Origin of the sequence: Streptomyces sp. YIM 121038 (genome assembly GCF_006088715.1) — a bacterium.
Classification (GTDB): Bacteria; Actinomycetota; Actinomycetes; order Streptomycetales; family Streptomycetaceae; genus Streptomyces.
The window spans coordinates 101302-123924 of the sequence record NZ_CP030771.1 but is presented as its reverse complement, the minus strand read 5'-3'; the positions used below and the strand labels follow the sequence as shown (position 1 = coordinate 123924).

Annotated in this window: 17 protein-coding genes; 8 read left to right on the top strand and 9 right to left on the bottom strand. The window is 74.4% G+C overall.

Annotation, left to right across the window (positions count from 1 at the left end; translation table 11 throughout):
* Window positions 1-1318: 1318 nt before the first annotated feature.
* A complete protein-coding gene (locus C9F11_RS00535) occupies window positions 1319-2500 on the bottom strand; it encodes a transposase (protein ID WP_138957357.1) in 1182 nt (393 codons plus the stop codon).
* Between the two features lie 1216 nt (window positions 2501-3716).
* On the opposite strand from C9F11_RS00535, the gene C9F11_RS00530 reads away from it, so the two are divergent.
* The 4 genes from C9F11_RS00530 (at window position 3717) to C9F11_RS00515 (ending at window position 8198) form a co-directional block, all read left to right on the top strand.
* Window positions 3717-4319 carry a TetR/AcrR family transcriptional regulator gene (locus tag C9F11_RS00530; protein WP_138957356.1) on the top strand — a complete coding sequence of 201 codons (603 nt, stop codon included), beginning with the start codon at window positions 3717-3719 and terminating at the stop codon, window positions 4317-4319.
* A 126-nt stretch (window positions 4320-4445) separates the two neighbouring features.
* Window positions 4446-5972 carry an MFS transporter gene (locus C9F11_RS00525; protein WP_249401526.1) on the top strand — a complete coding sequence of 509 codons (1527 nt, stop codon included), beginning with the start codon at window positions 4446-4448 and terminating at the stop codon, window positions 5970-5972.
* A 108-nt stretch (window positions 5973-6080) separates the two neighbouring features.
* Complete coding sequence (locus tag C9F11_RS00520) at window positions 6081-7430, top strand: acyltransferase (protein ID WP_269078064.1); 1350 nt, start codon at window positions 6081-6083, stop codon at window positions 7428-7430.
* Between the two features lie 6 nt (window positions 7431-7436).
* The gene (locus C9F11_RS00515) at window positions 7437-8198 is read left to right on the top strand and encodes a DsbA family protein (protein ID WP_212767779.1); all 762 of its coding nucleotides are present in this window, start codon (window positions 7437-7439) and stop codon (window positions 8196-8198) included.
* Window positions 8199-8280: 82 nt separating this feature from the next.
* On the opposite strand, the gene C9F11_RS00510 is transcribed toward C9F11_RS00515, so the two are convergent.
* The 7 genes from C9F11_RS00510 to C9F11_RS00480 all read right to left on the bottom strand — a co-directional run bounded on the left by C9F11_RS00510 (window position 8281) and on the right by C9F11_RS00480 (window position 16945).
* Complete coding sequence (locus C9F11_RS00510) at window positions 8281-10779, bottom strand: sugar phosphate nucleotidyltransferase (RefSeq protein WP_138957355.1); 2499 nt, start codon at window positions 10777-10779, stop codon at window positions 8281-8283.
* Window positions 10780-10864: 85 nt separating this feature from the next.
* Window positions 10865-11209 (bottom strand): STAS domain-containing protein, encoded by a 345-nt coding sequence (locus tag C9F11_RS00505; RefSeq protein ID WP_138957354.1) that lies wholly within the window; start codon window positions 11207-11209, stop codon window positions 10865-10867.
* A gap of 145 nt (window positions 11210-11354) precedes the next feature.
* Window positions 11355-13187 carry an AGE family epimerase/isomerase gene (locus tag C9F11_RS00500; protein WP_138957353.1) on the bottom strand — a complete coding sequence of 611 codons (1833 nt, stop codon included), beginning with the start codon at window positions 13185-13187 and terminating at the stop codon, window positions 11355-11357.
* Window positions 13184-13795 carry a DJ-1/PfpI family protein gene (locus C9F11_RS00495; protein ID WP_138957352.1) on the bottom strand — a complete coding sequence of 204 codons (612 nt, stop codon included), beginning with the start codon at window positions 13793-13795 and terminating at the stop codon, window positions 13184-13186. Before C9F11_RS00495 ends, C9F11_RS00500 begins: the two co-directional genes overlap by 4 nt.
* A 77-nt stretch (window positions 13796-13872) precedes the next feature.
* Window positions 13873-14325: a nuclear transport factor 2 family protein gene (locus C9F11_RS00490; protein WP_138957351.1), complete on the bottom strand. Its 453-nt coding sequence runs from the start codon at window positions 14323-14325 to the stop codon at window positions 13873-13875.
* A 108-nt stretch (window positions 14326-14433) separates the two neighbouring features.
* Window positions 14434-16083, bottom strand: a complete 1650-nt coding sequence (locus C9F11_RS00485; protein ID WP_138957350.1) for a thiamine pyrophosphate-binding protein — start codon at window positions 16081-16083, stop codon at window positions 14434-14436.
* A gap of 34 nt (window positions 16084-16117) precedes the next feature.
* Window positions 16118-16945, bottom strand: coding sequence for a type 1 glutamine amidotransferase domain-containing protein (locus C9F11_RS00480; protein ID WP_138957349.1), 828 nt, complete (start codon window positions 16943-16945; stop codon window positions 16118-16120).
* A 454-nt stretch (window positions 16946-17399) separates the two neighbouring features.
* On the opposite strand from C9F11_RS00480, the gene C9F11_RS00475 reads away from it, so the two are divergent.
* The 4 genes from C9F11_RS00475 (at window position 17400) to C9F11_RS00460 (ending at window position 21950) form a co-directional block, all read left to right on the top strand.
* Window positions 17400-18674 carry an acyltransferase gene (locus C9F11_RS00475; protein ID WP_138957348.1) on the top strand — a complete coding sequence of 425 codons (1275 nt, stop codon included), beginning with the start codon at window positions 17400-17402 and terminating at the stop codon, window positions 18672-18674.
* Window positions 18675-18966: 292 nt separating this feature from the next.
* Window positions 18967-20670, top strand: coding sequence for a maltose alpha-D-glucosyltransferase (gene treS, locus C9F11_RS00470; protein ID WP_138965838.1), 1704 nt, complete (start codon window positions 18967-18969; stop codon window positions 20668-20670).
* On the top strand, window positions 20667-21128 hold the full coding sequence (locus C9F11_RS00465) for a hypothetical protein (RefSeq protein ID WP_138957347.1): 462 nt from the start codon (window positions 20667-20669) through the stop codon (window positions 21126-21128). The genes treS and C9F11_RS00465 overlap by 4 nt, the downstream gene beginning before the upstream one ends.
* A 213-nt stretch (window positions 21129-21341) precedes the next feature.
* Entirely contained in the window at window positions 21342-21950 is a 609-nt protein-coding gene (locus C9F11_RS00460; RefSeq protein WP_138957346.1) for a DsbA family protein, read from the top strand.
* A 27-nt stretch (window positions 21951-21977) separates the two neighbouring features.
* On the opposite strand, the gene C9F11_RS00455 is transcribed toward C9F11_RS00460, so the two are convergent.
* Window positions 21978-22451: a MarR family transcriptional regulator gene (locus C9F11_RS00455; protein WP_249401525.1), complete on the bottom strand. Its 474-nt coding sequence runs from the start codon at window positions 22449-22451 to the stop codon at window positions 21978-21980.
* Window positions 22452-22623 lie beyond the last annotated feature (172 nt).

Genomic DNA, 22623 nt, shown 5'->3' with positions numbered 1-22623 from the left:
CCGGCCGGGAGGGGGCAGGGGTGCCGGGGCCGGGCTCGGAGGTGTGCCCTTTATGGCAGGCCCGGGCCGGGGCCCGGCGCCGAGCTGGGCCCGGACGGCGCGGTCTTCGGGCGGGTGAAGGCGCGGGCGCCCCCGGGTCCCGGGCGGTGAGGGCGGGCAACCCGCCCTGGGATCAGGGCGGGTGGAGGGGTGTGGCTTGGTCCCCGGACCGGCGAGGACGAGGGGCACCCCCCGGCCCGCTCCCGGACGGGTGAGGATGAGGGCGGGGGCCCGGGCCCCTCCCGGACCGGCGAAGGCGGGGGACGCCCCCCGGGGCCCCCGGGCGGTGGGGGCGGGCAACGGGCCCTGGCCCCCGGGTGGGTGAGGGGTGCGGGACGGCCGCAGTCCCCGGACGAGGGGCGTGAACGGCCCCGGTTCGCCGATGGTGAGGGCGCGGGGCGGCCTTGGGCCCCGGACCGGCAAAGACGGGGACGGCCCCAGGCCTGGACAGTGACGGCGGCCTGGACAGCGACGGCGACAGCGACGGCGCACGCGGGCCCCCGGGCCCCCGGGCCCCGGACGGGTGCGGGCCCAGGGCAGCCTTAGTCCCCAGGCGGGCGAAGGCGCGACGGGCCGCCCGGGGGCCGGGACGGCGAAGGACCGGCCTTCCGGCCCCGGGCGGCGAAGGACCGGCCTTCCGGCCCCCGGGCGGTGGGGGAACGCCTTCCGGCCTTGGGTGGTCAAGGCGCCCCGGGCCCGGGGCGGGTGGAGGCGCGGTCACGGCCTCAGGCCCCGAAGGCCGAAAGCGGGTGGCCGGAGGCGGGCGAGGGTGAGGGCGCGCAACGGGCCCTGTGCCCCGGGCGGGTGGGCGCGGGCAGCAGCCCCGGTCCCCGGACGGGGGTAGGTGTGGGGCGGCTGCGGTCTCCGGACGGCGGGGGCGCGGGGCGGCCTTGGACCCCGGACCCGCGAGGGCGAGGGCGGCCCCAGGCCTGGACAGCGACGGCGACGGCGACGGCGACGGCGGCGACGGCGACGGCGGCGACGGCGACGGCGGCGGCGGCGGTGGTGGCGGCGGCGGTGGTGGCGACGGCGGCGGTGGCGACGGCGGCGGCGCACGAAGGCCCCGGACCCCGGCCCCCGGACCCCGGCCCCGGGGCGGCGGGGCGGCGGGGGTGGCAACTCGCCCTGGGCTCAGGGCGGCTGCGGCCGCCGGGCGGCGCAACCAGGCAGGGGCAGGGGCAGGGGCGGGGGGAAGGGGGCGGGGCCCCGGGGCCGGGTGTGGGCCGGGGGCCCCGCCGGGGGCCGGGTCCCGGGGGCGGGGGACCGGCCGGGGGGTGGGTCAGGCGGTGCGGGGCAGGGGCTGGTCGGCGGCCGGCGCGCACAGCCGGCTGTAGGCGTAGGCGGCCGAGACCAGGGTCATGTGATGGTGCCAGCCGGGGTAGGAGCGCCCCTCGAAGTCCAGCAGCCCGCACTCCTGCTCCAGATGGGTCATGGTCGCCCGGGTGCGCGCGTGCAGCTGGGCCAGGGACATCAGCTCGTCCAGGCGCGCGTCCAGCAGGTTGGAGACCCAGACCCGGGCCGGGCGCTGGAGGCTGGGCCGCCACTGGGTGAAGATCCGCAGGGTGTGGGTGGTGCCGGGCAGGCGGATCAGGCCGGACAGGATCCGGATGTGGCGCTGGCCGTGCTCGGGCGTGGTGACGGTGACCACATGCGGATGGCGGGTGCTGTGCTGGTAGAGGAACTGCCGCGCGCCGTGCGGGCTGTGGGCGCCCAGGTGCGAGGCGGTGGTGCGGGCGGTCGCCGGGCACACCCCCATCCCCGGCGGCACCGACACCACCATCGCCCGGCCCTGGCGGTGCAGCTGCTCGATGAGCTGCGCGACATCGGTGTGGTCACTCATGTCCGCCACCACCGGCGCGGGCGCGTGCCGGGTGTGCCTGGCCAGCGAGCCCGCCAGGTCCGCCGCGTGCGCCCACAGCGGCCGGTGCCGGGCCACGGCCGGGATACGGGCCCGCTCGCGCAGCCGCTCATCGGCGTTCCACTGCTCGGGCAGCATCAGCCGCCAGTCCACCGGCAGCTGCAGCTCGCCCAGCGACAGGAACACCCCGATCCCCAGCTGGCAGTTGATGGTGCGCCCGGCCTCGGGCACGAACCTGCGGTGCACCCCGCAGGAGTGCCCCCCGCGCTTGGGCAGCACCGCGGTGGCGATGATCCACGCCCGCGGGGCGGCCCGCTGCTCCACATAGCGGATCAGCTCCTTGCGGGCCGGATCCCACTCCCAGGGACTGGCGTTGATGAACTGCTGCAGCGACTGCGAGGCGGTGGGCGAATCGGAGATCGCCGCCGCCAGGCGCCGCACCGACTTCTTGCCCGGCGTCGAGAGCAGCCCCTGCAGATACCCCTGCGCCCAGCGCCGCTGATCGGCGCGCGGCAGATGCCCGAAGAGCGCCGCGGCGAACGCGGACAGCGGATCACCGCCCCCCGCCGCTGACGCCACCCCCACCTGCTGCTGTCCGGCCATGGTCGTTCCCCTCCGTGACGTGTCCGACCCAAAAAGCGTAGCGAACGTTCGCTTTGTTTTCGAGAGAGGGGAGCGCACCGGTGCGACTTGGTGAACTCCAGTGCCCCGCACGGGACTTCACGCCCGCGCGAACGCCCCCCGGACCCCGGCGCTCCCCTCCCGCCGCCTCCCGCCCCGTCCCGCGCTCCTCGCACGCCCCGCCCCGCACCCCGTGCCGCACTCCGCCCCGCACCCTGCGCCGTGCCGCACCGTGTGCCGTGCGCTGTGCCGTACTCCGTACTCCGTTTCCGGGCCGGGCCGGGTCCGGTGCGTGCTCCGGTGGGGGCGCGGGCGTGGGGGCGGTGTGGTGTTTTGGGGGATTGCCGGGAGAGTCCGGGCTTTCGGTGTCTGGTCGGACGAAAGGGCGAAAAACTGCGGAAAGAGGGGGAGTGGGGAGAGAAAAAGGCCTGAGGCTTTCCCACGTTGGCGTTGTGGTGTCCCCTCCTGCGTCGGAAGCTCAAAGTCCGGTACGTCGGTCGTGGTGGAAGGAGGGCTCCGGTGACGCGCAGCGCGCCGCACACGGCACCCGCCCCCCAAAGCAGGGCGCCCGCACCGCCGCACCGGGCCCGCGTGCCCGGCGGCCCGCCGCCCGCTGCGGCGGACGCAGGGCGCGGTCCCGGGGCTGTGGCCTGCGCACCGGCGGGCCGCGCCCGCAGGCCCGCACCCCCGCCGTCCGCACCCCTGCCGTCCGCGCCGCCCCACCGCGCCCGCGCCCGCGGGCGGCCGGTGCCCGCGGGCGTCAACAGGCGCCGCCCCGCCGCGCCTTCACCGTCTGCGCCGGTCCCGCCGTCTCCGCTGTCTTCACGGGTCCCGCCGGTTCTGCTGGCTGCGCCGGTCTTGCCGTCTGCACTGGTTTCGCCGGTGGGGGCAGCGTACGGGACGGCCTGCCGCACGCACCGGCGGGCGAGCGGCACCCCCCGGCCCGCCAGCCCGGCATCCGGCCCGGTGCCCGCCCGCCCGGCGCCCGGCCCGGACACCCGCCCGCCCGGCCGGGGCGGCCCCTCCGGCCGGGGCGGTGTGCGCGGTGTGCGGGGCGGGGGCGGTGCGCGGGCCGGGCCGGGCGGCCCGCCGGTGGCTGCCGGCCGTGTGCCGGGACTTGACCGCTCGTGTACCGCCTTCGCCCCCCGCGCCGCGCTGTGGTGCGCGGGGGTGTCCCACGTCCCCAAGGGAGTCGACAGTGAAACAGGAACGCGCCGCACGCACCCGCGAGGCTCTGGTGCAGGCAGCCGCCGTGGCCTTTGACCACGCCGGTTTTCACGGCACGTCCCTTGGCCGGATCAGCAAGGCGGCGGGGATCTCCATGGGCGCGTTGACCTTCCACTTCCCCACCAAGGACGAACTGGCCGACACCGTGCAGCTGCGCGGGCTCACCACCACCCGCGACGCCGTCCAGCGGCTGCTGGACGGCCGCGAGGCGGCCCTGGAGACGGTCGTGGACGTCACCCTGGAGCTGGCCGCCCTGCTCCAGGAGGAACCCGCGGTACGCGCCGCGGCCCGCCTGAGCCGCGAACGCGAGGGCGCCCAGGACGCCGCCCCGTGGCCGCGGGCCTGGCTGCCGGCCATCGAGGAACTGCTGGAGGCCATGCCCGCGGGCCAGCTGCGCGCGGGCTGCGACCCGCGCACCGTCCTGGCCCTGGTGCAGCACCTGGTGGCCGGCGTGGAGTCCTACCTGCGCAGCTGCGGACCGCAGGGCTGCGACACCTACAAGAGCGCCCCCGAACAGCTGGCCCGCATCTGGGAGCTGGCCCTGTACGGCATCCGCCGCGGGCGCGGCCTGTAGGCGGCTGCGTCTTGCGCAAGTCGGCGTTGCCGCGCCGCCGCCGGGCGCCCGAGGCTGGGAGACACCCCCTGAACCCCCTGCTGTTGAACCCCCCTGCTGTCCGGTGTCTTTGCAAGGAGCTGCCCCGTGGCGGACACAGACGTCTCTGCCCCCACCCCCACCCCCGCCCCCGCTGCCGCTGTGGGCCGCCGCGTGCCCGCACGCGCGGGCGCGCGGCGCCGCGGCTGGCTGCTGGCGGTGGTCCTGGGCGGCACCTTCATGGCGATCATGGACGGGTTCATCGTCAACGTGGCGGTGCCGGCCGTGCGCACGGATCTGGGCGCCAGTTTCGCCCAGGCCCAGCTGACGGTCTCCGGCTATCTGCTGGCCTATGGCCTGTTCCTGGTCGCGGGCGGCCGCCTGGGCGACCGCTACGGCTTCCGGCGGCTGTTCCTTACGGGCCTTGCGGTGTTCACCGCGGCCTCCCTGGCCTGCGGCCTGGCGGGCTCGGCCCCGGCACTGATCGCCTTTCGCACGGTGCAGGCGCTGGGCGCGGCCCTGTTCTACCCCCAGGTCCTGTCGGTGCTGCAGACCGCCTTCGCCGGCGCCCGCCGGGCCCGCGCCTTCGCCGCCTTCGGCGCCGCCATCGGCGGCGCCTCGGTGGCCGGCCAGCTCCTGGGCGGCCTGCTGGTGCAGGCCGACCTGTTCGGGATGTCCTGGCGCCCGGTCTTCCTCCTCAACGTCCCCCTGGGGCTGCTGCTGTTGCTGGGCGCCGCCCTGACCCTGCCCCCCGCCCCCCGCCGCGCGGCCCCCGCCCGCCGGGGCGCGGGCCTGGACGCGGGCGGCACCCTGCTGCTGAGCGCCGTCCTGGCCCTGCTGCTGGTACCGCTGACCCTGGGACAGGGCGCGCACTGGCCGCCGTGGAGCGTGGCGATGCTGGCCGCCTTCCCGCCCGCCGCCGCCCTCCTGGCCGCCTACGAGCGGGCCCTGGCCCGCCGCGGCGGGCAGGCGGTGATCGACCCGGGCCTGTTCACCCGCGGCCGCTTCCGTGCGGGCAGCGCCCTCGCGGTGGCCTTCTTCGCCGGCAACGCCGGGCTGTTCTTCCTGCTCACCTGGCACCTGCAGAGCACCATGGGCTACGGCGCGCTGCGCGCGGGGCTGTGCTTCACCCCGCTGGCGCTGGCGTTCGTCCTCGCCTCGCTGCTGGCCCCGCGGCTGCAGGAACGTATCGGCACCCGGCTGCTGGCGGCCGGCTACGCCCTCAACGCCGCGGGCACCCTGGCCCTGCTGGCCGCCGCGGTGGCCGGCCGGCCCGAAACCGCCGTGCTCCTGGGCTGCCTGGCCGTCATCGGCTTCGGGCAGGGCCTGGGGGTCAGCCCGCTGTTCGCCGCCGCGCTGCGCGAGGTGCCCGCCCCGCTGGCGGGCGCGGCCTCGGGGGTGCTGGAGACCGCCGCCCAGCTCGGCATGGCCCTGGGCGTCACCCTCACCGGCCTGGCCTTCACCGCCCAGGCCGGCCCGGACAGCCCCACCGCGTCCACCGCGTCCGGCGCGTCCGGTGCTTTCGGTGCGGGCCTGGCGGTCGCCGCCCTGCTGGCGCTGGCCGCGCTGGCCCTGCTGCCCCGCCTGCTGCGCACCCCCGCCCCCGCCGGTGCGCTGCCGGGCCCGCGGCCGTGAGACACCCCGCCCCCGGCCCCGCTGCGGAGTGTGCTGCGGGCTGTGCCGCGGGCCCTGTCGTGCTGTGTCTGTGTCTGTGTCTGTGTCTGTGCTGTGAGGTGACGTGCCATGGGTGCCTGGGGTGTCCGTGACGCCATGGGGGTGAGCGTGAGTGTGGGCGGGGAGCCGGTCCGGGCGGGGCGGCTGCCGTCGCTGACCGGGATGCGTTTCGCCGCGGCGCTGCTGGTGTTCTGCTTCCACGCCTCCTACGAGAACCTCTTCGCCGACCGGCAGGTCAACGACGCCTTCGCCCGGGCGGTCAGCCAGGCGGGCTGGACGGGCGTGTCGTTCTTCTTCGTGCTGAGCGGTTTCGTGCTGGCCTTCTCCGCCCGCTCCAAGGACACCTGGCGGGCGTTCTGGCGCCGCCGCCTGGTCAAGATCTACCCCAGTCATCTGGTGACGCTGGCGGCCGCCGTGGCGCTGCTGGCGGCCGCCGGTCTGCCCCGGCCCGGGCTGCTGCGCAACCTGCTGCTGGTGCAGGCCTGGCAGCCGGATGTCGACGTCATCCTCAGTGCGAACCCGGTCAGCTGGTCTTTGAGCGCGGAGGCCCTGTTCTATCTGGCCTTTCCCGCCCTGTGGGCGGGGGTGCGCCGCATCCGCGCCGAGCGCCTGTGGTGGTGGGCCGCGGCCCTGGCGGCCCTGGTGGCCGCGTTCCCGGTGCTGTCGGGCGTGCTGCTGCCCCCGGGTGCGGACATGTCCTGGCTGGCCATCAGCGAAGGGCAGTACTGGTTCCTGCTGGCCTTCCCGCCGGTGCGGGCGGCGGAATTCGTCCTGGGCATGGTGATGGCCCGCCTGGTGGCCACCGGCCGCTTCCGCGCCCGCGGCGGCCTGGCGCTGCCGGTGCTGGCGCTGGCCGCCTCCTACCTGCTGGCGCTGGCCCTGCCCGTCGCCTACGGCATCGCCGCCCTGGGCGCGGCCCCGCTGGCCTGGCTGGTCGCCGCGGGCGCGCGCGCCGATCTGAGCGGGGCCCGCACCCTGCTGGCCGGCCGCCTGCTGGTACGGCTGGGGGAGCTGTCCTTCGCCTTCTACCTGCTGCACCGCCTGATCCAGTTCCACGGCCACCGCGCGCTGGGCGAGCACCGCACGTTCAGCACCGGGGCGGCCGCGGGCCTGCTCCTGCTGGCCTGCGCCCTGACCCTGCTGGCGGCCTGGGTGCTGCACACGGCCGTCGAGCAGCCCCTGCTGCGCCGCTACGCCGCCCCCCGCCGCACCCCCCGCACCCCCCGCCCTCCCGGAACCCCCGGCACTCCCGGCACTCCCGGCACTCCCGGCACTCCCGGCACTCCCGGAACTTCCGGGGCTTGCCGTCCTCCTGGAACTCCCGGCACTCCCGGAACTTCCGGGGCTTGCCGTCCTCCTGGAACTCCCGGTGCTCCCGGGGCTGTTGGCAACTCCTGTTCTGCTCCCGCGTCCAAGTGAGGCCCGATGACTGTCACGGTCGACGTCTGGTTCGACTTCATCTGCCCCTACAGCCTGATCACCCGGCATGTGCTGGCCAAGGCCCTGCACGGCCAGGACGCCGCGCCCGCCTTCCATCCCTTCGAGGTCAACCCCAACTGCGTGGAGGAGGCGGGGGAGTACCCGCGCGGGGTGTGGGAGAACTCGGTGCGCCCACTGGGCGCCGAGCGCGGCGTGCACCTGGCCGGGCCGCCGGGCACCCCGCTGCGCCGGGCGCGGATGGCGCTGCTGGGCTATCAGTACGCGCGTGAGCACGGGGCCGGGGCCCGCTACACCGACCTGGTCTTCGGCGCCTACTTCCACCACTGGCAGGACATCTCCGATCCCACGGTCCTGGCCGGGCTTGCGGTGGAGGCGGGCCTGGACCGGGCGGGTTTCCGCGCGGCCATCATGTCGGCGCGCTATGCCCGCGCCCATCAGCAGAGCCTGGCCCATGCCCGGGGCCCGGCGCAGGTGACGATGGTGCCGGTGATCGTGGCCGGGCAGCGGCGCATCGACGGGGTGCCCACGGCCGATGAGCTGACCCGGGCCGTGGAGGAGGCCATCGCCGCCGCCGCGGCGCCGTCCGTGCCGTCCGTGCCGTCCGTGCCGGCGGTGCCGGCCGGGCCGGGCGCGGGGGCGGGGCAGGGGCTGTGGGACATGACGACCCCGGCCCCGCCCGGGGTGGCGCTGCCCGCTGCGGTGCCCAAGCCGCTGCCGGGCACCCGCACCCGCCTGCACGGCACCTGACCCCCTTCGGGGCTGTCCGCGCCCCCGCCCCCGCACCCGGTGTGCGGGGGCGGGGGCGGGCGGCTGCGCGGGGGTGCGGGGGTCAGGCGGCGGCGGAGCCGCGTACGGCCGCGCTCCATTCGTCGAGCAGGGCGTCGGCGGCCGCGGGGTCGGGGCCCTCGGCCCACAGGCGGGTGATGGGGGCGGCCGCATCGGGCAGGACCAGGGCCCAGCGGCCGTCGTCCTCCAGCACGCGCACCCCGTCGGTGGTGTCGATCTGCCGTCCGCTGGCGGCCTCGACGACGGTGCGCATGACCTGGCCCTTGATGCGCCAGGCGGTGGGCAGGTCGCGCTGGCGCACGTGCACGGCGGGCAGCGGGGCGATGAGCTCGCTGAGCGTGGTGTGGTCCGCCGAGAGCAGGGCGGCGATCTTGACGAAGGCCGCGACGCCGTCGGCGTAGATGCTGAACTGGGGCAGGACGAAGGCGCCGTCGCCGTCGGCGGCCAGGATGAAGCCGCCGCCGGCGGCGGCGCGGTTCAAGTCGCCCGGCGCGGTGGCCACCCAGCGCACCTGCCCGCCGTGGGCCAGGGCGGTCTGCTCCACCGCGCGGCTGACGGTGACCGGTACCGCGGTGCGCCCGCCGCCGGCCTCGGCTGTCAGCAGGCGGACCAGGAGCAGCAGGACGCGGTCGTCGGCGATGATGTGGCCCTGTTCGTCGACCAGGGACAGGCGTTCGCCGGTGGGGTCGAAGCGCACGCCGAAGTCGGCGCCGGAGGTGGCCACGAAGTGGCCCAGGGTGTGCAGGGCGGCGCGGCGTTCGGCCGGGGTCTCGGTGGAGGAGGCGGGCACCAGGGCGTTGTTGACGGTCAGCGCCTCGATGCTGAGCCGGCCCAGGACGGCGGGCAGGGTCAGGGCGGTGCTGCCGCAGGCGGCGTCCACCACGACCTTCAGGCGCCGGCCGGGGCCCTCCAGGGTGCCCAGGCGCGCGGTGAGTTCGTCGGCGTACTCCTCGATGCTGGTGGGCGCGGCCTGCAGGCGGCCCATCTCGCCGGAGAGCACGCGCCGGTACTCGCGCCGGGAGAAGACCCGTTCCAGGCCGCGCTGGGCGGTGGGGGAGAGGTCGATGCCGTGCGCGTCCAGGAAGAGGATGTCGACGCTCTCCTCGCTGCCGGGGGTGGTGGTGACCACGATGGCGCCGTGGCTGTCCTCGGCGGTGTGCCGGCGGGCCAGCGGCAGCGGCACGTGCCCCAGATCGCGTACGCCCAGGCCGGCCGCGCGCAGCGCGGAGATCATGGCGGGCAGCAGGACCTGGGCGGCCACGCCGTGGTCGCGGGCCACGGTGACCTGGCCGCCGCGCGGCAGGGTGGTGGCGAACGCGCTGGCCAGGCGCACCGCGAGGTCGGGGGTGACCTGGCTGTTGAGGGCGCCGCGCACCCCGCGCGGCCCGAACAGCGACTTGGTGGCGCGCGACTCCCAGACCAGGCTGTCGTTGACGGTGGTGCCCGCCTCGATGGTCTTGCCCGGGTAGACCAGGACGTCGGCGGCGACGTGGGCGTCCTCCTCCACCACGCAGCCCGCGCCCAGCACGCTGCCCTCCTCGATGCGCACATCGCGGCGCAGGCTGCTGTTGCGGCCGATCACGCAGCCGCGCAGCACCGCGCCGGGGCCCAGATAGGCGTGCGGGTGCACCACCACGCGGCGCAGCTGGGCGCCCTGGTCGACGACCGCGTGCGCGCCCACCACGGTGTGCTCGCCGATGCGGGCGCCCGCCCCGATCTGGGCGTGCGCTCCCACATACACCGGCCCCGTCAGCTGGGCGGTGGGGTGGATGCGGGCGGTTTTGTCGACCCGCACGGTGGGGGAGAGCTCCACCCCGGCGCGCTCCACGCCCACCCGCCCGCCCAGGACGTCGGCCTGGGCGCGCAGATAGCTGGCGTGGGTGCCCACGTCCTCCCAGTAGCCCTCGGCGACGTAGCCGTAGACGGCCCGGCCCTCCTCCAGCAGGCGGGGGAAGACGTCGCTGGACCAGTCCACGCTCTCGCCCGCGGCGACGTAGTCGAGGACTTCGGGCTCCATGACGTAGATGCCGGTGTTGACGGTGTCGGAGAACACCTGGCCCCAGGTGGGCTTCTCCAGGAAGCGCTCCACGCGCCCGCCGGCGTCCAGGACGGTGATGCCGAACTCCACCGGCTCGGGCACCCGCGTCAGGCACACCGTCACCAGGGCGCCCTTGGCGCGGTGGAAGGCGATCAGGTCGGTGAGGTCGATGTCGGTCAGCGCGTCCCCGGAGATCACCACGAACGGCTCCTCGCCCAGCAGGCCGGCGGCGTTCTTCACGCTGCCCGCGGTGCCCAGCGCGTAGGGCTCGGTGGCGTAGCTCAGGCGCATGCCCAGCGCGCTGCCGTCGCCGAACTGCTCGCGGATGAGGGAGGCCAGGAACTGCACGGTGACGACCGTGTCGTCCAGGCGGTGGCGCTTGAGCAGGCGCAGCACGTGCTCCATGATCGGCCGGTCGGCGACCGGCAGCAGCGGCTTGGGCAGGTCCGAGGTCATCGGCCTCAGCCGTGAGCCCTCGCCGCCGGCCATCACAACAGCCTTCATGTCGGAGAATCTCCCTTGGGTAGCGCGGGTGTCGCAGGACGTACAAGAAAGGCGGGACATACGGCAGACAAAGGGGTGTTCGGGGTCAGGCGGCGGCGGGCTCGTCGGGCAGGCTCACCGAGCCCTCGATGAGGGTGACGGCCTGGGCGAAGCCGCTGGCCTGCAGCACCCGGCGGACGCGGTCGCAGGCGCCGTCCACCACGATCTGCGCGCCGGCGGGCAGCTGCTGCTGGGTGCAGCACAGGCAGCGCACCCCGGCCGCGGACAGCGAGGTCAGCCCGTGCATGCGCAGCACCAGCCGGTTCACCGGACGCGACAGCGCCTGATCGATCAGGGTGCGCACGGCGGGCACCCGTTTGTCGGTCAGATCCCCGCTGAGGTAGATCGTGGCGGTGTCACCGGTGAACCCGAAGTAGGCCTCAAAACTCATCACGTCATCCCTTGGAGTCTTTTCATCGCGGTACGGACGGATCAACAGCAGCCGTGCACAGACAAGGAGGGGGCACCGCGCCCGGCGGCGCCCGGCGGACGCGGAAGAAGAGCAGGAAGAAGAGCAGGAAAGAAGAGGGCGGGGGTCAGGGGCGGGCGGGGGCGGGGCGCAGGCGGACCTGGACGGTCATGCGCCGGGCGCGCCGGGGCAGGCGCACGGTCAGCTCCTCGGCGTCGAAGTCGCTGTAGGGCGCGCCGTCGATCAGGACGTGCTCGAGTTCGACGCGGCCGGGCGGCAGCAGGTCGGGGGCCACCCGCAGCAGGTTGTCGGGGAAGTCGGCGTCGGCGTGCGGCTTGAACCACAGGTCCAGCGGCTCGCCGCGCACCAGCAGCCGGGTGTAGACCTCGGCGAGGTAGCACAGTTCGGCCTTGTGGTACATCGCCATGGCGTGGCTGCCCTTGAGGCGTTCGTTGCCCAGCAGGTAGGGGATGCCGCTGGCCAGGACGGTGAAGTGGACGCCGCCCTCGTCGTGGTCGAGGAAGAAGGCGTTGTAGAAGGCGGCCGCCTCGTCCGCGTGGCGCGTGTAGGTGTCCTGGCCGGTGGCGCCGGCCAGGACCAGGTAGGCGAGGATGGCCTGCTCCTGCTGCCACCAGGTCTTGCGGTCGTGCCAGGCGAAGGCGTGCCGGCCGTCCTCGGCCTCGCGCTCCAGGACGTCGTACCAGCCCCCGCGCTGCCCGTCGCGGCCCACGGCCGGCAGCTGGGCGGCCAGCTGCTCGGCGAGCTGGCGGTATTCGCGTTTGGGCAGCACGGCGTGCATCCGCATCAGGTTCCACACGATCTTCAGGTTGTGGCCGACGACCGCGCGGTTCTGCTGCCAGCCCCAGTCGTGGTCGGGCGTCCAGTCGGCGTGGAAGCGCTCGTTGACGAAGACGCTGCGGTCGCGGGAGCGGTCGGGCAGATGGGTGACGATCATGTCGAAGGTGTGCTCCAGCATGCGCCGGTAGCGTTCCTCGCCGGTGGCCAGGTACAGGTTGATCAGGTAGGCGGGGGCGTGGTCGCCCACCGAGTTCCAGTTCTTGCGCGAGCGGTTGGGGCCCAGGCTGTCGTGGTGGGGGCTGAGGGTGACCGGGTCGATGTGGGAGAAGTAGCCGCCCAGGCGCGGGTCGTAAAAGGCGGTGTCGAAGAGCTTGACGGTCGCCTCCAGGTCCTGCTTGATGCGCGGGGCGCCGGTGACGCGGTAGGTCTGGGCCAGCCCGACCAGCGCGTAGATCTGCTCGTAGGCGGGGATGGCGCGGTAGTCGTCGCCGAACTCCGAGGCGAACAGCTTGCGTTCCACCGGCCCGGCCACGTCCACGCCGTGGTACCAGTACACGATGCCCTCGTCCGGGTCATGGAAGCGCAGGTGCTCGTGCAGATAGCGCGAGCCGCGCTCGGCGACGTCCAGGAAGTCCTCGTTGCCGGTGAGCAGGTAGGCGCTGGCCATGCCGTAGACCAGGCGGGAGAGGGTGTCGGTCTCCTGGACGTGCTGGGTGGTCTTGTGGCCGCTGCCGTGGATCTCGGTGCGGTACTCGGCGAAGTCGACGGCGCCCGCGCCGAACTGCGAGCGCCGGTAGAAGCAGGCCAGCTCCGTGAGCTGGCGCGTCCACCAGCCGCGCTCCTGCCAGGGCGGCACCGCGCCCGCCCCGCCGGCGATGACCACCCGGTCGGCCTGGTAGACCAGGCCGCTGCCCGCGGGGTAGATGGGCCCGTAGACGAACACGTAGGTGCCCGGGGTGAGCAGGTCGGCCAGCTGCCCGGTGACGTCCTGGTAGGGCTCGCCGAGGTTGCGCAGGCGCTGGCCGGTGGTGGCGGCGCTCAGATGGATCAGCACCTCGCGGCCGTCGGGGGTGGTGAGGGTGAAGCGGCTGCCGAGCCGGCCGGTGACGTAGCCGGTGCTCAGGTCGGAGAAGGAGAACGGCAGCACGGCGGGCGCGCTCATGCGGCCGCCCTCGCCGGGATGTCCAGGCGCTCGATGACGGTGCGGGCCAGCAGATGGCAGTGCTCGACCGTGCGCGAGGTGATCAGGTCGCGGTCCACGACCAGGTCCTGGTTGAGGTAGACCGCGCCCATGTTGCGCACATCGCCGGCCACGTTGTTGTGGCAGGTCACCGGCCGGTCACGGAGCAGCTCGGGGGCGGCCGAGAGCAGCTGCAGGCCGTGGCAGGAGAACGCCTTGAGGACACTGGGCACCCGAAAGGCGCGGCGCAGCAGCTCCAGGGCGGGCGAGATCTGCTCCACGTCCTCGCTGTAGCGCAGCCGCTCCGCGACCAGCCCGGAGGGCACGATCAGCGCCGAGTACTGCAGCAGTTCGTGGAAGTCGACCGCCTCCAGGTCGCCCTCGACGGTGAGCGGCGCCTGGTGGCCCTGGCCGGTGAAGGTGATCGACGACAGCCCCCACAGACGGGTCAGCAGCGTCACCTCGGCCCCGTCCTCGGCGAAGCGGCGCTGGTAGTAGGCGATCTCCTCCTCGACGTAGCCGCTTTCCAGCAGGATGCCCAGGCGCTTGCCGGCGAGCCGGCCGGTGGGCAGGGGCTTGACGATTCCCATGTGGACGATCCCGAAGTCATAGGTGGCGTGGCAAAGACACGGAGCGGGGCCGCAACGGCCCCAAGGGCCGGGCGCGGCTACAGCGGCGGCGAGCCGGGCATCGGGGCCAGCGCGGTGACGGTGTAGGTGCGGATGCGCCAGCGGGCGCCGTCATGGGCCACCGTCCAGCGCTGGTGGGCATCGAAGCCCAGCCAGGTGCTGCGCGCGGCGGGCGCCTGCCACACCTTGGTCTGCCAGTTCACGACGAGGTCCACCTCCGCGCAGGGGCCCGCCGCCAGGCGCACCTCCAGCGAGGCCAGGGTGTGCTCCTCGTCGAAGAAGCGGTGGGTGACGGCCTCGTACCACTGGGCCAGACCGCTGTGGCCGTGCACCGCGCCCTCGGGCAGATGCAGCACCACGTCGTCGGTGACCAGCGCGCTCAGCACCGGCAGCGGATCGTGCCGGTCCAGCGCCCGGTACCAGTCGGTGACCAGCTGGCCGATCGCCGCCGTGGCGGTGTGCTCGGCGGGAGGGGTCCGCAGGGGGGACATGGAAAGGCTCCTTGGCTCCACGAGGACTTGCCCGCCCCCGCCCCCCCCGGAAGGCCTGCGCCCACAGAGGCGGGGGCACAAAAAAGAGGGGGGCGGGGGCAGGAGGGGCTAGGCGGTGTCGAGGTCCACCAGGTAGGGACCCCGGTGGGCGAGCAGGGCGCGCACGGCGCCGGGCACCTGGCCGGGCTTGTCCACCCGCCGCCCCGGCACGCCCAGGGCGCCGGCCAGGGCGGTGAAGTCGATGTCCGGCCCGGACAGGTCGAAGGCCTCGGGGTGGGCGCGCGGAGCGATGCCCAGCTCGGCCCAGTACCGCTCGATGTTGTCGTCCAGCAGCTGGTAGCGGCGGTTGTTGCAGATCACGAACTTGGCGCCGATGCGGTAGCGGGCCGCGCTCCACAGCGCCTGGATGGTGTACATGCTCGCCCCGTCGCCGGTGAAGGCCACCACCGGCAGCTCGGGGCGGGCCAGTTTGGCGCCCAGGGCGCCGGGGATGCCCACCCCCAGCGAGCCGCCGCGGGTCTGGAAGTAGCCTCCCGCCCGCCGCGGCGGCAGATGGCGCAGCAGCGGGGCGCAGGCGGTCAGCGCCTCGTCGAACACCACCAGGCCGGGCGGGGCCTGGGCGGCCAGCTCCCGGGCGAAACACTCCATCAACGACCCCGCCCCGTCCGCCTGCCGGGCCCGCCCGCGCCCCTGGACCGGGGCGGCGGCGGTGGGCGCGTGCGCGGCCTGCGGCTCGCGTGCGCCCCCCGCCCGCCCCGGCAGCCCGGCGAGGTGCTCGGCGAGGGCGTCAAGGGCCAGCGCGGGATCGGCGGCGAGCCCCAGATCGACCGGGAAGTTCTTGGCGATCTCATAGGCGTCGGCGTCGATGTGCACGATCGCCGCGCCCTGCGCGAAGGGGCTTGCCAGCTCGGGGAAGACCTCGGGGAACACATAGGTGCCCACGATCAGGACCGCGTCCGCGCCGCCCACCACCCGCGCACTGTCGGCGCCGAACATGTGCCCGAGCAGCCCGCCGAACAGCCGATGGGTGGCATCGAAGTTCACCTCGGAGGAGTTCACCCCCCACACCGGCGCGCCCAGCGCCTCCGCGACGCGCGTCAGGGCCTGCTGGGCGCCGCTGGCCGCGACGCCGTCACCCATCAGGATCAGCGGGCGCGCCCCGCCCGCCAGCAGCGCGGCCGCCCGCGCCAGGGCGGCCGGCTCGGGCACGGCACGGGTGTGCGGGACGGAGGCGGGCACCGCCGGCTCGGCGGTGGGCTGCTCCAGCACGTCGGCGGGCAGCACCACCAGGACCGGGCCGCGCGGCGGCGTCATGGCGATCTTCACCGCCCGGCGCAGCTCCCGCAGCACCGAGGAGGCGTCCAGGACCCGGGCGGCGTACTTGGTCACCGGCTGCGCGATGGCCACCAGATCGGCGGCCATCTGCGCGTCAAGCGCCGCATAGCGCACCCCGGCCTCCCCGGCCAGGACCACCAGCGGCGAACCGCCGCGCCGGGCCTGGTACAGCATGCCGACCGCGTTGCCCAGGCCCACCGCGCTGTGCAGCTGGACGACACCGGGGCGCTGGGCGGCGCGCGCGTAGCCGTCGGCCATGGCCACCGCGACGCTCTCGTGCAGGGCCAGCACATAGCCGACCTCGCTGTCACCGGCGAGGTCCAGCAGGCCCTGCTCGACCGTGCCGGGATTGCCGAACAGATGACGCACCCCGTCGGCGGCCAGCTGCTCGAACACCGCGGCCTTGGCGGGCCTGGCGGACATGGGCCTCTCCTCCTTCACCGTCGCCCGGGAACGCTCACCAGCCGTAGCGGCGCAGGCCGCTCTCCAGGACCTCGATGAGCATCTCCCCGGCCGTCACCGAGTCCGGCGTGGAGCGCGCGGTGATGAACGGGAAGTCCACGACGACCGAGACCTCCTTGCCGACGTTGCCGTGGAAGGCGCCGCCGGGGCCGGTGGCATCGCGCAGGATGTACTCCAGCGGGTAGGGCGGCGGCCCCATGTTGAAGTCGACCCCCACGAACCCGGTGCCGTCCTTGTAGTCGTACTCCTTGGGGTGACCGGTGACGTGCTTGCCCCACAGCAGGCTGGCCCGCGCGTCCCAGTCCCGGGCGAAGGCGAGCGCGGCCACGCCGTAGCACTCGGCCAGGATCGGCTTGTCGGCCCGGGCGAAGGCCAGGATCAGCTCGTGCAGCCGCTCGTTGTTGGCCAGGTCCACGATCGGGCCGCTGCCGCCGACGATGACCAGCGCGTCGAAGCCGCCCAGCAGCTCCTGCACGGCCGCCGCCAGGTTGCTGTGGTAACTCTCCAGCTCCCGCAGGTGGTTCAGCGCGCTGTAGTACGGGCGCTCGGGGATCATCTCCGCCAGGCTCAGGGGATTGTCCAGACGGCTGGAGTCATCCAGCGCCCTCGCGCGGCGGGCCATGTCCCGCGAGGTGACCGCACGGCCCAGCGGTGGGTCGATGTACTCGGAATCGAGACTGGGCGGCAGGGCCTGCGCCCGCTTGCCGTGCGGAGTCATGAACGTGGTGCGATACCCGCGTGCGTCGAAAGCCTCGATTGGGCCCACGAGTTCCTCGCCCCAGTAGCCGTATTCGGAAAGCACGACCAGGATGCGTTTGGACACGAGGTCTCCCTGTCGTCGGATGAGATCCGTCCCCGCGAGAGAAGAAATAGCCCGGCCGATGGCCGAAATCAGGGACATTCGGAGTCAACCCGCTGTTCGCGCAAGGGGGCAATAAACGGCGGCGCGCACCGGGAGACTCGGCCAACTTGCCCCAGTCGCAACGGAGTCACCAAATCCGTACGAGGATGCGGCGAATTCACTGGTCACCTGTGAAGAGAACACCCCCTCTATTCCCGCCCCTCTCACCCGCGCCGCCCCGCGCGCCGCCCGCCCCGCGCGCCGCCAGGCCCCCCGCCCCGCCTCCCGCCGAGCCCCCTCGTGCCCGCCCGCCCTGTCGCCCGCGCCGCCCCGCGCACCGCCGCACCGCCGCACCCCGGCGGCCGGGGCCCCGCGCCCCGCCGTGCCCCGCCCCGGACCGGGGGGCGCGCGGCGTGATCGCCCAGGAGTGTTCCGCATGGCCGCCGCTGTCGCTGTCGTCCGCCCGCACCGCCTGCCCTCCCTGACCGGCATGCGCTTCGCCGCCGCCGCCTCGGTGTTCGCCTTCCACGCCTCCTTCGCGGGCGTCTTCGCCGACGCGGGCACCCAGCACCGCCTGGCCCAGGTGCTGGCCAAGGCGGGCTGGGTGGGGGTGTCGTTCTTCTTCGTGCTCAGCGGCTTCGTGCTGACCTGGTCGGCCCGGCCCGCCGAGCGCGCGCACCGCTTCTGGCGGCGCCGCCTCGCCAAGATCTACCCCAGCCACCTGGTGACCGCCCTGGCCGCCTTCGTCCTGCTCGCCGCCACCGCCGCGGCCCCCGGCCCCGGCGCGGTAGCGGTCAACGTGACGCTGCTGCAGTCCTTCTTCCCCCAGCCGCACCTGTACGTCAGCGGCAACCCGGTCAGCTGGTCGCTCTCCTGCGAGCTGCTGTTCTACCTGGCCTTCCCGCTGCTGTGGCGGGCCCTGCGCGCGCTGCCCGCCCGCGCCCTGGTGCCCGTGGCCGCGGGCCTGGCGGCGGTGGTGACGGCCCTGCCCGCCGCCGTCGCGCTGCTGCCCGCCACCCCGGCCCTGGTGCTGCCCGACGGCACCACCGGCCAGTGGCAGTACTGGCTGCTGTACGTCTTCCCGCCGGTGCGCGCGGCGGAGTTCGCGCTGGGCATGGTCGTGGCTCGGATCGTGCGCGAGGGCCGCTGGCGGGGCCCGCGCCCGCTGCCCGCGGCCCTGCTGCTGGGCGCCGGCTATGTGCTGGCCACCCAGCTGCCCTACCTGGCCGGGCTGGTGGCCGCCACCGTCGTGCCGATCGCCCTGCTGATCGGCGCCCTGGCCCACGCCGATGCCACCGGGCGCCCCACCCCCCTGGCCGGGCCCGTGTGGGTCCGCCTGGGCGAGCTGTCCTTCGCGCTGTACCTGGTGCACCGCCTGGTCCTCATCCACGGCCACCAGGCGCTGGGGCGGCGCGCGTTCAGCACCCCGGCCGCCCTGCTCGTTCTGGCCGCCGCCTTCACGGTGAGCCTGCTCCTTGCCGCGCTGCTTTACCACGCGGTGGAAAAACCCGCGATGCGCCTGCTCGCGGTGTCCGCGAAACACCGCGAGAACACCCCGGCAATTCCCGCGGAAATCCGGCGACTTGGGCAACTTGCCGGGATGAAAAGGCATTCCTTGCCCGCGCCGGAAGGCCTCAGAATGCTGAAACCCTTGCCAGGTCAACGACGACCGCCCAAGGGGGTGGACGATGAGCGGCCCCGCCGCCCCTGACCGCGCCCCTCCCGCCGGCCCCGTCGCGCACCACGCACCGGCCCCCGGCCCCCGCACCGTCCGCGCCGCCGTGGCCCCCGGCCCCCGCAAGGCCCCCGCCGTGCCGCCCCACCCCCCACCCGCCCCTCACCGCCCCGCGCACACGGGGTGACAAGACGGGGGCGGGCACGCGGCACACCCCGCTCGGCGACGCCCCCTCGAACCGCCCGGAGCACTCCGGGACCCGCATCGTCACCTGGAGGAACCCTTGAGCACCGACCAGGCCGAAGCCACCACCGCCCGGCGCGCGCCCGTGCCCGTCACCCCGTCCACCAAGGCGGTGACCGACCCTCCCGACTGGTACAAGCGGGCGGTGTTCTACGAGGTGCTGGTGCGCTCCTTCAAGGACAGCGACGGCGACGGCGTCGGCGACCTGCAGGGGCTGACCTCCCAGCTGGACTATCTGCAGTGGCTGGGCGTGGACTGCCTGTGGCTGCCGCCGTTCTTCCAGTCGCCGCTGCGCGACGGCGGCTACGACGTGTCCGACTACCGCGCGGTGCAGCCCGAGTTCGGCACCCTGGAGGACTTCCGCGCCCTGCTGGAGGCCGCCCACGCGCGCGGCCTGCGCATCATCACCGACTTCGTGATGAACCACACCAGCGACCAGCACGCCTGGTTCAAGGCCTCGCGCGCCGACCCCGAAGGCCCCTACGGCGACTACTACGTGTGGGCCGACGACGACGAGAAGTACCCCGACGCCCGCATCATCTTCGTCGACACCGAAACCTCCAACTGGACCTTCGACCCGGTGCGCAAGCAGTACTACTGGCACCGCTTCTTCTCCCACCAGCCCGATCTGAACTTCGACAACCCGGCCGTCCAGGACGAGATCATCTCCGCCCTCAGATTCTGGCTCGACCTGGGCATCGACGGCTTCCGCCTGGACGCCGTGCCCTATCTGTACGCGGCCGAGGGCACCAACTGCGAGAACCTGCCCGCCACCCACGCCTTCCTCAAGCGGGTGCGCGAGGTCATCGACACCCACTACCCCGGCCGCATCCTGCTGGCCGAGGCCAACCAGTGGCCCGAGGACGTCGTGGACTACTTCGGCGACTACGAACGCGGCGGCGACGAATGCCACATGGCCTTCCACTTCCCGCTCATGCCGCGCCTGTTCATGGCCGTGCGCAAGGAGTCGAAGTTCCCCGTCTCGGAGATCCTCGCCAAGACCCCCAAACTCCCCGCCGCCTGCCAGTGGGGCCTGTTCCTGCGCAACCACGACGAGCTGACCCTGGAGACGGTCACCGACGAGGAACGCGACTACATGTACGCGGAGTACGCCAAGGACCCGCGCATGCGCGCCAACATCGGCATCCGCCGCCGGCTCGCGCCCCTGCTGGAGAACGACCGCGACCAGATCGAGCTGTTCACCGCGCTGCTGCTCTCCCTGCCCGGCTCGCCGATCCTCTACTACGGCGACGAGATCGGCATGGGCGACAACATCTGGCTGGGCGACCGCGACGCGGTGCGCACCCCCATGCAGTGGACGCCCGACCGCAACGCCGGGTTCTCCGACGGCGACCCGGCCAGCCTGACCCTGCCCACCAACCTGGGCCCCGTCTACGGCTACCCGGCCGTCAACGTGGAGAGCCAGCGCGACAACCGCGCCTCCCTGCTGCGCTGGACGCGCCGCATGCTGGCCGCCCGGCGCCGCCACCACAAGGCCTTCGGCCTGGGCGACTTCGAGGAGATACCCACCTCCAACGCCGCGGTCCTGGCCTATGTGCGCCGCCACTTCGACGAGGACGGCCACCCCACCGAGATGCTGTGCGTCAACAACCTCTCGCGCCACCCCCAGCCGGTCGAACTCGACCTGCGCGCCTACAACGGCGTCGTCCCGGTGGAGGTCACCGGCCAGACCACCTTCCCCGCCATCGGCCCGCGCCCCTACCAGCTGAGCCTGACCGGCCACAGCTTCTACTGGTTCTGCGTGTGCCGCCACGGAGCGACCCGGTGACCTGCACCGCCCTGGCCATCCCCTTCGACCGCCTGGAACGCGCCCTGGCCGCCTGGCTGTCCGCCCGCCCGCCCGGCACCGGAGCCCGCCGGGCCCGGCCCGGCCCGGCGGGGCAGGCCCTGGAGCGCGTCAGCATCCAGGAGCTCGCCCTGGCCGCGCCCGGCCCCCGGCCCGCCGGGCAGGCCCTGGGCCTGCTCCTGGGCCTGCGCACCCACCGCGCCGACGGCACTACCGGCACCTGCCGGCTGGCCATCGCCATCCACCCCCTGAGCGACCTCACCGACCTCACCGAGGCCGCGGGCGGGGGCGGGGGCGCGGGTCCGGTGCCGCGCCTGATCGCCGTCCTCGACGACGTCGTCATCTGCCAGCCGCCCCCACCCCCACCCCCACCCCCGCCCCCGCCCCCGCCCCCGGCCCGGGCTGTCCTGCGCCCTGCCGGAGACCACCCCCTGCCCTGATATCCCACCCCCGCCCCCTGCCCCGTGCGACAACAGCCTCCCGCCACACCGCACTTCCGTCGCCCCGCCCCGCGGCCCCGGCCCCCTTCTTCCGGGTGCCGGGCCGCGGGCCCAGGCACCCGGCGCCGGCGTTCCCGCGGGCGGCACCGCAGCCCGCGGCGCCGCCCCTGAAACCGCGCCCCTCCTGCTTTTGTTTTTGTGTAAGGAGTCCTGATGTCCCTCACTATCGACGTCTGGTTCGACTATCTGTGCCCCTTCTCCGTCATGACGGGCAAAGTGATCGCCGATACCGGCCTCGCCCAGGACCACGCCGTGCGCTGGCGCCCCTACGAACTGCACCCCGGGGGCATACCGGCCGGCGGCAAGAAGGACTATCCGCAAGGCGTCTGGGAGAATTCCGTGGTGCCCATGGCCGACCGGCTCGGCGTGCCCTTCACCACCGCCCCCTCCGGGCCGCTGCCGCGCACCGACCTGGCCATGCACGGGCACACCTTCGCCTGGCGCCACGGCGCCGGACACGCCTACGACACGGCCGTCTTCGATGCCTACTTCCACCACGACCAGGACATCGCCGACCTGGACACCCTGGCCGCCCTGGCCGGCGAGAGCGGCCTGGACCGCGGCCGGTTCACCTCCTGGACCGCCTCCCCGGAGGCGGCCGAACACCACCGCGCCACCCAGGAGGAGGCCCGGGCCGCCCACCGCATCCACACCGTGCCGACCCTGGTCATCGGCTCCTGGCGCACCGAGGGCGTCCCCGACGCCGCCCGCCTGCTGCGCGCCGTGCACACCCTGCACGCCCGCAGCCGCGTACCGGCCTGAACACCCCCTGCCCCGGGGCGCTACGCGTTACTCGGGCGCCTCGAGGACCTCGGCGGCCTGGGCCAGCAGCGCCGACAGCGCGTCCACCGCGCCCGGCGGCAGCAGCGCCAGGCGGCGCTCCTGCACGGCCGCGACCCCGTCCTGGATCCGCGAGGTGATCAGCAGGCCCTCCTCGGTCAGCTGGGCCCAGGCGCTGCGCCCGTCGGCCAGATCGGCCTCGCGCACCACATAGCCCGACTCCGACATCCGGCGCAGCACATTGCTGGTGCCGCCCGAGGAGAGCCGGCAGCGCGCCGCCAGCTCGGTGGGCTTGAGCCGCAGCTCACCGCCCGCACCGCGCAGCGCGGCCAGCACGTCGTAGTCCGCCCGGGTCAGCCCGTGCTGGGCCACCCTGCTGTTGGTGGTGGCATCCAGTGCGGCACACAGCCGCGCCGCGAGCTGCGCCAGCTCCATGGAGGGCACCTGCTGCCCGCCGCGCCGCCCGGCCGTCTCAGCCCTCACGTCGTACCCGCTCCCGCACTCGGTGCCGCCCGCCCGCCGTGGGCGGCCGCCGGAATTCCCCGTCAGCAGCGCAGTCTAGACGGGAGGGGAGAACACCCACCACAACAGTGCCCCGCACAATTGCCGAAGTCGCCCTTGCGCGCCCCCTATTGCTTCCACGCCCGGTAACACG